Source organism: Dechloromonas agitata is5, assembly GCF_000519045.1.
Lineage (GTDB): Bacteria > Pseudomonadota > Gammaproteobacteria > Burkholderiales > Rhodocyclaceae > Azonexus > Azonexus agitatus.
In genome coordinates, this window is the sequence record NZ_KI912532.1 from 2,098,778 (window position 1) to 2,111,337 (window position 12,560).

General features: G+C 65.9%; 10 protein-coding genes. 5 read left to right on the forward strand and 5 right to left on the reverse strand.

Annotation, left to right across the window (positions count from 1 at the left end):
* Position 1: 1 nt before the first annotated feature.
* From K420_RS0110310 to K420_RS18695, 3 genes are all read right to left on the reverse strand, one after another.
* A complete protein-coding gene (locus K420_RS0110310) occupies positions 2 to 457 on the reverse strand; it encodes a c-type cytochrome (protein WP_027457990.1) in 456 nt (151 codons plus the stop codon).
* A 55-nt stretch (positions 458 to 512) separates the two neighbouring features.
* Positions 513 to 896 carry a DUF302 domain-containing protein gene (locus K420_RS0110315; protein WP_027457991.1) on the reverse strand — a complete coding sequence of 128 codons (384 nt, stop codon included), beginning with the start codon at positions 894 to 896 and terminating at the stop codon, positions 513 to 515.
* Positions 897 to 963: 67 nt separating this feature from the next.
* Positions 964 to 2,610 carry a sensor domain-containing diguanylate cyclase gene (locus K420_RS18695; RefSeq protein WP_051453070.1) on the reverse strand — a complete coding sequence of 549 codons (1,647 nt, stop codon included), beginning with the start codon at positions 2,608 to 2,610 and terminating at the stop codon, positions 964 to 966.
* Between the two features lie 302 nt (positions 2,611 to 2,912).
* On the opposite strand from K420_RS18695, the gene K420_RS21230 reads away from it, so the two are divergent.
* On the forward strand, positions 2,913 to 3,113 hold the full coding sequence (locus K420_RS21230; RefSeq protein ID WP_456297574.1) for an HvfA family oxazolone/thioamide-modified RiPP metallophore: 201 nt from the start codon (positions 2,913 to 2,915) through the stop codon (positions 3,111 to 3,113).
* Between the two features lie 35 nt (positions 3,114 to 3,148).
* Here K420_RS21230 and K420_RS0110325 read toward each other — a convergent pair whose 3' ends face one another.
* Positions 3,149 to 3,343 (reverse strand): hypothetical protein, encoded by a 195-nt coding sequence (locus K420_RS0110325; RefSeq protein WP_027457992.1) that lies wholly within the window; start codon positions 3,341 to 3,343, stop codon positions 3,149 to 3,151.
* Positions 3,344 to 3,436: 93 nt separating this feature from the next.
* The gene (locus K420_RS0110330) at positions 3,437 to 3,946 is read right to left on the reverse strand and encodes a phasin family protein (protein WP_027457993.1); all 510 of its coding nucleotides are present in this window, start codon (positions 3,944 to 3,946) and stop codon (positions 3,437 to 3,439) included.
* Positions 3,947 to 4,228: 282 nt separating this feature from the next.
* Between K420_RS0110330 and K420_RS0110335 the strand changes: the two genes are divergently transcribed.
* The 4 genes from K420_RS0110335 to K420_RS0110350 all read left to right on the forward strand — a co-directional run bounded on the left by K420_RS0110335 (position 4,229) and on the right by K420_RS0110350 (position 12,515).
* Entirely contained in the window at positions 4,229 to 7,594 is a 3,366-nt protein-coding gene (locus tag K420_RS0110335) for a transglutaminase family protein (protein WP_027457994.1), read from the forward strand.
* A gap of 79 nt (positions 7,595 to 7,673) precedes the next feature.
* Positions 7,674 to 10,193: a circularly permuted type 2 ATP-grasp protein gene (locus K420_RS0110340; RefSeq protein ID WP_027457995.1), complete on the forward strand. Its 2,520-nt coding sequence runs from the start codon at positions 7,674 to 7,676 to the stop codon at positions 10,191 to 10,193.
* A gap of 2 nt (positions 10,194 to 10,195) precedes the next feature.
* Entirely contained in the window at positions 10,196 to 11,152 is a 957-nt protein-coding gene (locus tag K420_RS18700; RefSeq protein WP_088177842.1) for a transglutaminase family protein, read from the forward strand.
* A gap of 142 nt (positions 11,153 to 11,294) precedes the next feature.
* Complete coding sequence (locus K420_RS0110350; RefSeq protein WP_027457996.1) at positions 11,295 to 12,515, forward strand: TIGR03862 family flavoprotein; 1,221 nt, start codon at positions 11,295 to 11,297, stop codon at positions 12,513 to 12,515.
* Positions 12,516 to 12,560 lie beyond the last annotated feature (45 nt).

Sequence of the window (12,560 nt, forward strand, 5' to 3'; positions counted from 1 at the left end):
CTCAGCGGGCCTTGAAACGGTCGTGGCAGGCCTTGCAGCTCTCGTGCACGGCATCGTAGGCCGGCTGGATGCGCGCCTTGTCCTTGCTTTGGGCAGCGGCGAGCAGGGCATCGCTGGCCTGCAGGAAGGCCTGCTTATCGGCCTCGAATTGCTGCGGCTGCTGCCACAGCTCGGCCTTGGCCTTGGTCGGCGGGTAGTTGGTGTCCGCGCCGAAGTGGCGCCACGGCAGCTCGCGCGCAGCGTGCAGTTTCTCGGCAAAAGCGAGGAAGCGGTCGGCCTCGTAGCTACCCTTGCGCAGCATGACGCCCATCGGTTCGAAGGATTTGATAATTTCCTTGAAGGCCTGCTGGCGTTGCTTGACCGGCTGGCCGGGACGGGTGTCCTCCGGTTCGCCGCAGGCGGCGAGCAGGGCAGCGGTGGACAGCAGGAGGAGGCCGGTCAGGGAAGGCTTGAGCATGGTGCGGGAGATGGGGGGAAAGGGCGAATTATACGTTGCGGGCCGTGGCGGCCACTTAGCGCGTCTCGTCCACGATCATCACCAGCTTGGCCTCGATTTCCGCGGCGAGGCGGGCGGCGGCCGGGTTGTCGACGAGCAGCGCGGCGAGGGCGGCCGGGCGGAGCAGGCCGATCCGGGTCGCCCCGTTGTCGGTGAAGATGGCGATGCGCCAGGGCAGGTCGAGGGCGAGCCGCATGTCGAGGGCGAGCAGGTCGGCGGCGTAGCGGTAGTTGATGACCTCATGCACGGCATGTTCCTCGTCGATCTCGACGCCACGCCGCTGCAGGGTCTCGCCGATATCCTGGCGATGCAGGACGACGAAGCCGAGGCGCTCGACCACCGGCGCCAGATCCAGATTGGCCTCGTAGAACGACTTGCTGCTTTCGACGATGTAGAACACGGGTTTTCCTCTGGCAACGGGCGGGGCAGGCAGGATAGCGGACGGCCGCCGGTCGGACAACCACCGTTCAGGTAGGGCCTGCGGCCTCCGGGCAGTCGGCCAGGGTGCAGGTGTTGCGGCCGGCGCGCTTGGCGGCGTAGAGCGCCCGGTCGGCCTGTTCGAGCAATTCGCCGAGATCGCGCCCGGCCGCGGGATAGACGGCAATGCCGATGCTCGCCGAAACCCCGGTGGCGATGCCCTCGTATGGCTTGGCCAGTTCGAGGACCAGGCGCTGCGCGGTTTCCTGGGCGCTGGCCTGGTCGGCATCGACCAGCAGGATGGAGAACTCGTCGCCGCCCATGCGCGCCGCTGCATCGGAGGCGCGGATGGTCGATTCGATGCGGCGGGCGACGGCTTCGAGCAGGCGGTCGCCTGCCGCATGGCCTTCCTCGTCGTTGACCACCTTGAAATTGTCGAGATCGATGGCCAGGATGCTCAGCTGTCCGCCTTCCCGCTCGGCGACGGCGAGCTGGTGCTGAACCAGTTCATAGAACAGCGCGCGGTTCGCCAGTTCGGTCAGGGGGTCGTGATAGGCCCGGTGATGTACCCGCGCCATCAGGTGGGAGGCCTGGGCGATGGCCTGGCCGACTGCCTCGGCTTCGTAGAGCTGGACTGCCGGGGGAGGGAGTGGCTTGCCGTCGCGCAGGGCGAGCGCTGCGTCGTTCAGGTAATGGACGGAGGAGACGACGCGCCGGGTGATGCAGACGGCCAGCCAGGTGCCGACGGCGATGAGGGCCAGCGCGGTGGTACCGATGCCGGCGAACAGGCGGACCATCTCGTCCCGGGTCGCCGACTTGGGGGCGCCGATGGCAACGCTCCAGTTCCACAGCGCCGAGCGGGCATAGGCCGTGGCAACCGGAATGCCTTCCTTGGTCTGTGAGGTGAGCGAGCCGTGGCGACCGGACTTGAGGGCGGCGCGCAATTCCGCCACCGCTTTCTCGCCGACGAAGCGCTCGGCTTCCCGCGAGCGGCCGATGATGGTCCCCGAGCCGTCGATGATCGCCACCAGCCAGTCGGCGGGCAGCGCCTGACGTCGCAGCAGCTCATTCAACTGGCGGGGGAGGAAGCCGACATTGAGGGTGTAGATGACCTGGCCCTCCTTGTCATGCACGGGAACCCCCATGGCCATGATCGGCTCGTTGGTTAGCGGCCCACGGAAAAGGTCGGTGAGTACGGTCTGCCCGGTTTCGAAGATGGTGGCGAGTTGCGGTGGATTGCCGCTTTCCGGCAGTGGGGCATCGACGTGACGCAGGGTGTTGAGCACCTGTCGGCCCTGGCGGTCGATCAGCACATAGTTGTAGGCGGTCTGCGATTTCAGCGCCGCCCGGGCGATCTGGTGAAAGCGCCGCAGGTCACCGTTTCTCAGCTGTTCCGAGGTGGCCAGCACGTGTAGGCCGGATTCCATCACCGCCAGTTCACGGTCGAGCTCGACGAGAATCTGCCCGGCCAGCGCTTCCGTCTGGCTGACGATCTTCGCTTTCTCGAGCTGGTAATTGACGAAAACGAGGTAGGAAGAGATCGCCAGGCCGGGCAGGATGCAGGCAAGGACCAGCATGATCAGGCTGGCTCGCAGCGATATGTGGCGCGGCGGGCCAGGGGCGAGCGCCAGCCGCCCCGTGCCGGTCATCGGGTCGACGGCATTGCCCGGCCTGCCTTCTGCTTGCTCGATGCCCACGAAAATCCCCCTTGGCGGACTTCGTCGATTGAACGGTGCCGAAACGCATTGCGCTCGTTTGGGCACTCCCTTGAGGCTAGGCGCCTTGGGCGTTCGCGTCAATGGGGGTTTTCGCGGGGGCGCTGAGCAGGTAGGGGGAGTTTTTAGGCGGCCGGTATAACAAATCCGGCGTTGCACCGGCTAATCCGGCGAGCAACGCAGCAACAGGCACGATCTTCCCAACCCGATCGGGGAAAAGTCGTGAGGAAAGCAAAGACTCAGCACCCCTGACCGCTGGTTCGCTGCTGACCGCCAGCAATCAATTGAGGCAGGCCGACAAGAAGGTCGATAGCAAGTGTGGTGAGGCTAGGTGTGGCGCCGACATGAATCAAGGCCAACGCGCACTGGCCGACCTGCGAGGAGGCGACATGATGCTAGTGTGCTGGATGGGAGGCGAGGCGATTACCGGCAGATGGCCTTCCTGCGGGGGGCTGCCGCCATCTGGTCGGGCAGACGGCCGGTGACGGCGAGAGGCTGCCGGGAGCCTGAGCGGAAGCGGTCAGCCGCCGGTCTTTTCGAGTGCCGCCAGCAATTTCAGGGCGCGCTCGCGGTTCCGGGCGATGGCTGCAGCCCGGCCTTCGACATCAGCGCTTTCGGCGCGCGAGGCTTCGAGCAGCGCCTCATGGGGCGTCATGCCGCCGAGGGCGGCTTCCAGCATTTTTTCTGCTTGTTGGTCGACGTCGAGGTCGGACATGCAAATCTCCATACATGGTCGTGGCCCGGCTTTTTATCAGAAAAAAGGCCCTGCGGGTTGCGCAGGGCCTCCGTATCAGCGGGCTTTGGCCGATTAGCGCTTGGTCATTGCCGCGATGTTGGCCTGAGCGGCTTCGGTGTATTGCTTGGCGACGGCGTTCATGTTGCCGAAAGCCGAGTTGGCGGCGGCGATGGCGTTCTGGATGGCGGCCACGGCGCCTTCCGAGCCGGCCGGCGCGGACTTGGCGGCCAGTTCAACCATGCCGGCAACCGATTTCTGGAACTGGCTGAACTGGGCTTCGACCATCTTGGCCAGTTCCTGCTGGGTTTCGCTGGTGATTTCGTAAACCGACTTGCCGTAGGCGACGGCCTTGTCGACAGCCGGCTGGGCCAGCGACTTCTGGGCGGCGAAGGCGGCTTGCGGATCCTTGGCGGCGAGCACGGTCTGCACGCCGGAAGCGGTGTCTTCCAGGGCGCTGCGGGCGGTGTTCAGGTTGAGGGCGGCGATGCGCTCGGCGGAAGCCAGGGCGGTGTTGGCGACAGCCAGCAGGGAGTCGACGGTGGCCTTGTTGGCGGCGGTGAATTGTTCGGTGTTGAGGTTCATGGCGGTTTCCTTGTAAGAGGGTAATTGATGTGTTCGGAGCGCAGTATAGAGGAGTTGCGACAAATATTGTGCACTGCAACAAAAATGTTTTTCGCGTGACGGACGTGGCCTTTTTGAGCGGTTTGCCGAATTGTGCACCGCCGTGGTGCATGAAAGCCGGTTGCCGGCTTTGAATGGGTGCGCAAGTGGCCCAAGGTGGCTGCAATGGCGCCTGTAATGCCTGTTTGCAGGCTGGTTCGCCTCTTGCTTTTACGGTCTCAGTCATCTGCCCGGAGCCCAACCGTGTCCATTCACGTCGCCCTTAATCACGTTACCCACTATGCCTACGACCGCCTGGTCAATCTCGGGCCACAGGTCATCCGGCTGCGGCCGTGCCCGCATGCGCGCACCCGTATCCTGTCCTACGCGCTGAAGGTCACGCCGGAAGCGCATTTCATCAACTGGCAGCAGGATCCGCAGGGCAACTACCTGGCCCGCCTGGTCTTCCCGGAAAAGACACGCGAATTCCGCTTCGAGGTTGATCTGGTGGCCGAGATGTCGGTCATCAATCCCTTCGATTTCTTTCTCGAACCGCATGCCGAGGAGTTTCCCTTCCAGTACGAAGCCTGGCAGCGCCATGAACTGACGCCCTACCTGTACAAGGTTCCCGGTGGTGTGCTGTTCGATCAATACGTCGCCGCCATCCCGCTGGCCAGGAAGCGCAGTGTCGATTTTCTCGTCGCCCTCAATGCGCAGGTGCAGAAAGACATCGGCTACACCATCCGCCTGGAGCCGGGGGTGCAGACGCCCGAGGAAACGTTGACCAAGAGAACTGGCTCCTGCCGCGATTCGGCCTGGCTGCTGGTGCAGATCCTGCGTCACCTCGGCCTGGCCGCCCGTTTCGTATCCGGCTACCTGATCCAGTTGACGCCGGACGTCAAGTCGCTCGATGGCCCCTCCGGCCCGGCGGCCGACTTTACCGACCTGCACGCCTGGGCTGAAGTGTACTTGCCCGGCGCCGGCTGGATCGGCCTCGATCCGACCTCCGGCCTGTTCGCCGGCGAAGGCCACATCCCGCTGGCCTGCACCCCCGAGCCGGCTTCCGCCGCGCCGGTGACCGGCGGCATCGACCCGTGCGAAACCGAATTCGCCCACCACATGCAAGTCACCCGGGTCTGGGAGGCGCCGCGCGTCACCAAACCCTACAGCGATGAACAATGGGGTGAAATCGAAGGCCTCGGCCATGCCATCGACAGCAAGCTGCAAGCGATGGACGTGCGCCTGACCCAGGGGGGCGAGCCGACTTTTGTGGCCAGCGAGGACCCGGATGGCGCCGAATGGAATACCGCCGCCCTCGGCCCGACCAAGCGCTTCTACGCAGCCGAGCTGTTCCATCGCCTGCGTGAGAAATACGCCCCCAATGGCCTGATGCACTTTGGCCAGGGCAAGTGGTATCCCGGCGAACAACTGCCGCGCTGGTCGCTCAACTGCTTCTGGCGCAAGGATGGCGAGCCGATCTGGAACGCCCCGGCGCTCTATGCCGACGAACGCAAGGACTATGGCGCCACCGCCGAGCAGGCCGGCCAGTTCCTGCGGCGCGTTGCCGAGCGCCTGGGCGTTACCGCGGAGCATGTATTCCCAGCCTTCGAGGATGTCTATTACTACCTGTGGCGCGAACGCCGCCTGCCGGGCAACGTCGATCCCTTCGATTCGCGCGTCGACGACCCGCTGGAGCGCGAACGCCTGATGAAGGTGTTCACGCAGGGCCTGACCCATACCGTCGGCCATGTGCTGCCGATCATGAAAGACACCCGCGACCAGTGGCAGACCGGCCCGTGGTTCCTGCGTGCCGAGCGCTGCTACCTGATCCCCGGCGATTCGCCCCTCGGCTACCGCCTGCCGCTCGATTCGCAGCCGTGGACGGCCCAAAGCGACTACCCCTACGTCAACCCGCCGGATGCCGAAATGGCGCAGGCATCGCTGCCCAGTCACGCCGCTTACCGGGCGGCCGCGATGGGGCAACCGGCAGGGCAGCAGCCGGCCCGCGCCCAGATGCGCGTGCAAGCCCCCGCGTTCGGCCAGGGCGGCCCGGATGGACTGGGCCACCCATGGGACAAGCCGACCGATACCGTGCCCGGCTTCAAGGAATCGGCCGCCTGGATCACCCGCCTGGCCATGTGCGCCGAGCCGCGCGACGGCAAGCTGTACATCTTCATGCCGCCGACCCAGACGCTGGAGGATTACCTGGAAGTCGTTGCCGCCGTCGAGGCGACGGCCGAGGAACTGCAACTGCCAGTCATCCTCGAAGGCTACGAGCCGCCGTCCGATCCGCGCCTGACTCACTTCCGCGTCACCCCTGACCCGGGTGTCATCGAGGTCAACATCCACCCGGCCAAGACATGGGATCAACTGGTCGACCAGACCACCCACCTCTACGAATCGGCCTACTACAGCCGCCTGACCACCGAGAAATTCATGCTCGATGGCCGCCATACCGGCACCGGCGGCGGTAACCACTTCGTGCTCGGCGGCGCGACGCCGAACGATTCGCCGTTCCTGCGCCGCCCGGATCTGCTGCGCAGCCTGATCGCCTACTGGCACAACCATCCCAGCCTGTCCTACCTGTTCTCCGGCCTGTTCATCGGGCCGACCAGCCAGGCGCCGCGCGTCGACGAGGCGCGCAACGATTCGCTGTACGAGATGGAAATCGCCTTCCAGCAGATTCCCCCGGTCGGCGGCTACATTCCGCCCTGGCGGGTCGATCGCGTGCTGCGCAATCTGCTCATCGACGTCACCGGCAACACGCATCGCGCCGAGTTCTGCATCGACAAGCTGTACTCGCCGGATGGCCCGACCGGTCGCCTCGGCCTGCTCGAACTGCGCGCCTTCGAGATGCCGCCGCACGCCCGCATGTCGTTGGCCCAGCAACTGCTGCTGCGCGCCCTGATTGCCCGCTTCTGGGAGGAACCCTACGCGCCGCAGCGCCTGGCCCGCTGGGGCACCGAGTTGCACGACCGCTTCATGCTGCCGCACTTCGTCGAGCAGGACTTTGCCGATGTGATGGAAGAAATGCAGCAGGCCGGTTATGCCTTCAAGGCCGAATGGTTCGCCCCGCACTTCGAGTTCCGCTTCCCGAAATATGGCGATTTCGCCGTCAAGGGTATTGAATTCGAGCTGCGCCACGCGCTGGAGCCCTGGCACGTCATGGGCGAGGAGGGGGCGCCCGGCGGTACGGTGCGCTATGTCGATTCCTCGGTCGAGCGCGTCCAGGTCAAGGTCAAGGGCATGGCACCAGATCGTTACGTGCTGACCTGCAACGGCCAGCCGGTTCCGCTGACCAAAACCGGTACCAACGGCGAGTTTGTCGCCGGTGTGCGCTACCGGGCCTGGCAGCCGGCCTCTTGTCTGCATCCGACCATTGGCGTGCATGCGCCGCTGATCTTTGACATCGTCGATACCTGGATGGAGCGTTCGCTGGGCGGCTGCCAGTACCACGTCGCGCATCCCGGCGGGCGCAACTACGAGGTTTTTCCGGTGAATGCCTACGAGGCCGAAAGCCGCCGTCTGGCGCGCTTCTTCCGCTTCGGGCACAGCCCGGGCAAGGTGGTCGCCAAGGCGCCGGAAATCAGTGCCGAACATCCGTTTACGCTAGACTTGCGCCGTTTTTGAACCCGATTCGCCCCCGATGTGCGCTTGTTTCTGGCCGGAAATCCGCTGATTCCGGCCGCGGCGCATGACAGACGGCTCCATGGCCCGCACCCTTCTCGCCATCTACCCCCATAGCGCCCGCCGTTACGACGAAATGATGTCGGCGGATGGGGCTGTCCGTCCGCATTGGCAGCAGTTCTTCTCCCACCTCGATGCGGTGGCGCCGGACGAAATGCGCCAGCGCCTGGCATTCGTCGACCGCCGCATCCTCGAAAACGGCGTCACCTACAACGTCTACGCCGCACCGGACGGCGCCGACCGGCCGTGGGCGCTCGACCCCGTGCCGCTGATCATCCCGCCCGAGGAATGGGCCGAGGTGTCGGCAGCCGTGGCGCAGCGCGCGGCCCTGCTCAATGCCATGCTGGCCGACCTCTACGGGCCGCAGACGCTGCTCGCCGAGGGGCTGTTGCCGCCGGCGCTGGTCTACGGCCAGCACGGCTACCTGTGGCCCTGCCACGGCATCAAGCCGCCCGGCGACATCTGGCTGCACAGCTACGCCGTCGACCTGGCGCGCTCGCCGAATGGCCAGTGGTGGGTCATTGCCGACCGTACGCAGGCGCCTTCCGGAGCCGGTTACGCCCTGGAAAACCGGTTGATCGTGTCGCGCGTCTTCCCCGAAATGTTCCGCGACCTGCGCGTCCAGCATGTTGCCGATTTCTTCCGCGCCAAGCAGGAAGGTCTCACGGCGCTGGCGCCGGTCGAGGGTGACGAGCAGCCGCACATCGTCCTGCTGACGCCGGGGCCGTATAACGAAACCTATTTCGAGCACGCTTACCTGGCCCGCTACCTCGGCTACCCGCTGGTCGAGGGGCAGGATCTGACGGTGCGCGGCGACACGGTATACCTGAAGACCCTGCGCGGCCTGAAGCGGGTGCACGTGATCCTGCGCCGGCAGGATGACAGCTATTGCGATCCGCTCGAACTGCGCGGCGATTCGGCACTCGGCGTGCCCGGCCTGCTCAATGTGGCGCGTGCCGGCCGGGTGGTCATCGCCAACGCACTGGGCAGCGGCCTGCTCGGCTCCGGCGCCCTGATGGGTTTCCTGCCCGCCATCTGCGAACGCCTGCTTGGCGAGAAGCTGATGATGCCGTCGGTGGCGACCTGGTGGTGTGGCGAGAAGCCCGCGCTGGAGTATGTAAAGAAGCATTTCGACGAACTGGTCATCAAGCCGGCCTATCCGACCCAGCACATGGAGCCGGTGTTCGGCCATGAGGTGAAGGGCGAGGAGCGGGCGGAAATTCTGCGCCGCATCGAGGCCCGCCCACATGCCTACGTCGCCCAGGAAATGGTCCACCTGTCGCAGGCACCGACCTGGAGCCGCGCCCACGAACGCCGCCTGCTCGCCCGGCCGGTCGGCCTGCGCGCTTATGCGGTGACCACGCCGGACGGCTATTCGGTCATGCCCGGCGGGCTGGCGCGGGTTGGTACGGCTGGCGACACGCGCATCCTCTCGATGCAGCGCGGCGGTGCCTCGAAGGACACCTGGGTGCTGACCAACGGCCCGGTCAGCGACTTTTCGCTGCTCAAGCCGTCGGTTGGCGTGCGCGACCTGGTACGGGCCGGGGCCAACCTGTCGTCGCGGGTGGTCGAAAACCTGTTCTGGCTCGGCCGCTATTCCGAGCGCTTCGACGACAGCGCGCGCATGTTGCGCGTTGCCTTGGGCCGTGTCGTGGTGGCCGGGGGCGGCAAGACGCCGGCCGTCATCGCGGCCATGGCCCTGGCCCGACATGTCGGGGTTCTGCCCGAGCCGGACGAGGATGATCCGGTCAAGGAGGGCAGCGAGCACGTGCTGCTCGAAGCTATCTACAACCCCGACCAGCCGGGCAGCCTGGCCGGCAACATCCGCAGCCTGATGTGGACGGCGACGCATGTGCGCGAACGGCTGTCGCTCGACCACTGGCATTCGCTGAACCGCCTGCAGCGCGACCAGCAGGCGGCTTTGAAGAAGCATCCGACGTTGACCGAGGCCATCGCCTTCCTCGACCGTGTGCTCGGCGTGTCGTCGTCGCTGACCGGTTTCGCCATGGACAACATGACGCGTGACGACGGCTGGCGTTTCCTGATCATCGGCCGTCGCCTGGAACGCCTGTCCTTTCTGGCGCAGTCCCTCGCCCAGTTCCTGACCATGGAATCGGCAAGCGGCCCCGAGTCTCTCGACTGGCTGTTGGACCTGATGGATTCGATCATCACCTACCGTTCGCGCTATTCCCGCTCGCCGGAATTGCTGCCGGTCATCGATCTGCTGGTCTTCGACGACAGCAACCCGCACGGCGTGCTGTTCCAGGCCGGCGTGCTGACCCGCTACCTGGAGCGCATGGGCCGCGAACTGGGCGCCGATTTCGATGGCGAACTGGCCGAGGCCATCGAGCGCCTGCGCGCCTTCGATTTGGGAAAGCTGGAGCATCTGCCCTACAGCCGCGGCTTTGCCAGCGCGCCCTGCAGCGAACTGGCCGGCCTGCTGCGTGATCTCCAGACCGCTGCTGGCCAGTTGTCCGATTGGCTGGGCATGCGCTACTTCACCCACGTCGGCGATGTCAGCCGGCAGACGATGGCGCTATGACCATGCCCGCCGTCCGTTACCACGTCCTGCACGAAACCCGCTACGACTACGGCAGCCCGGTTTCGCTGTCGCAGCAGCAACTGCACCTGTCGCCGCGCATCCTGGCCTGGCAGCAGGTCGAGGAGCAGTGCGTCGATATCGAGCCAACCCCCAGTTGGCGGCGTGATGGCCTCGATGCGTTCGGCAATCCGGTGACCTGGGTCGCCTTCCATGCGCCGCATGATAGTCTGCTCATTCGCTCGGTGATGACCATCGCCGTCGAGCCGCACCTGCCAGGCGATCTGAAAAATTCACCGCCCTGGGAGGCGGTGCGCGACCGCCTGGCCTACGACGCGACTGACCCGCAGCCGGCCGACCTCGACGCTACCCGCTTCCTGTTCGAAAGCCCGCACGTTCGCATCAAGCACGAACTGGCCGACTACGCCGCCGATTGCTTTCCACCCGGCAAGCCGCTCCTGCTCTGCGTTCAAGCCTTGATGGCCAAGATTTTTACGGAATTCACCTTCGATCCGGAGGCGACCACGGTATCCACCCCGGTCCTCGACGTGCTCGAAAACAAGCGCGGCGTCTGCCAGGATTTCGCCCACCTGATGATCGCCTGCCTGCGCGCCCTGGGCCTTGCCGCACGCTATGTCAGCGGCTACCTGCTGACCCGGCCGCCACCCGGCAAGCCCCGCCTGATCGGCGCCGACGCCTCGCACGCCTGGGTTTCGGTCTATGTGCCGGGCAGCGAATACGGCTGGGTCGATTTCGACCCGACCAACAACCTGCTGCCCGATACCGAGCACATCACGCTGTCCTTCGGCCGCGATTTTTCCGACATCTCGCCGCTGCGCGGCATCATCCTCGGCGGGGGCGGGGCCGAGCCGGAAGTGGCGGTGACCGTTTTCCCGATCGAAGAGGAAGACATGCCGAGGGAACTCTTGGCTGCCATCGAATCACGGAAGGGGGCCGGGTGATGCGGGAGTGCGTTTTTCACTGCAGAGGCACAGGGGAACACCGAGGAAGGGCAATGGCCAAAACGGCTTTTGCTTTTCCTCGTGCATCGCTGCGCCTTCCACACCTCTGCGGCGAAGATGTCGTATCACAAAGGCCTCACCCATGAACACACGTATCGCCATCGTCGGCGGCGGCCCGGCCGGGTTGATGGCCGCCGAGGTGCTGTCGGCGCTTCCCGGCCTGGCGGTCGATCTCTATGACGCCATGCCCTCGGTTGGCCGCAAGTTCCTGATGGCCGGCAAGGGCGGCATGAACATCACGCATTCCGAGCCGCTGCCCGATTTCGTCGGCCGCTACGGGGCAGGGGCCGGGCAGGTGGCGCCCTGGTTGGCAGAATTCAGTCCGACCGCCGTGCGCGACTGGATCCACGGCCTCGGCATCGACACTTTTGTCGGCACTTCGGGGCGCGTCTTTCCGAGCGGGATGAAGGCGGCGCCGCTGCTGCGTGCCTGGTTGCATCGGCTGCGCAGCCAGGGGGTCCGCTTTCATGTTCGTCACCGCTGGCTGGGCTGGTCCGGTGAGGGGTTGCGCTTCGCCACACCGGACGGCGAGATCGTTGTCCAGGCAGCTGCCACCCTCCTCGCGCTGGGCGGCGGCAGTTGGGCCAAGCTGGGTTCGGATGGTGCCTGGGTGCCGGTGCTGTGCGATTCGGGCATTGAGGTGGCGCCGCTCAAGCCGGCCAACTGCGGTTTCGATGTCGCGTGGTCGCCGTTTTTCAGCGAGCGGTTTGCCGGCCAGCCGGTCAAGCCGGTGGTTGCCACCTGTGCCGGCCAGTCCCGGCAGGGTGAATTCAACATCACCGCCACCGGCATCGAGGGCGGCCTGGTGTACGCCTTGTCGGCTCCCCTGCGCGATGCCTTGGCGCACGACGGCCATGCCGCACTCATGCTCGACCTGGCCCCGGGGCGCAGCGTCGAGCGCCTGGCGGCCGACCTGGCCCGGCCGCGCGGCCGCGATACGCTGGCCAACCACCTGCGCCGGCGGGCTGGTATCGAAGGTGTCAAGGCTGCCCTGCTGCGCGAATTGTGCCCGCCGGAAACCCTTGCTGCGCCGGCCTTGCTGGCCGCCGCGATCAAGGCGCTACCGGTGCCGGTCGTCGCAGCCCGTCCGCTCGACGAGGCGATCAGCACCGCCGGCGGGGTCCGTTTTGCTGCACTGAACGAGGCCCTGATGTTGCGCGGCAAACCGGGCGTTTTCTGTGCCGGCGAGATGGTCGATTGGGAGGCTCCGACCGGTGGCTACCTGCTCACCGCCTGCCTGGCCAGTGGCCGGGTGGCGGCTGCCGGGATGCTGCGCTGGCTGGGTGATAGCCGCCTACGCTGAGTGCTTCGTTCCCCCTTCCCCCAAACCGTTGGATGGCGGATGAAA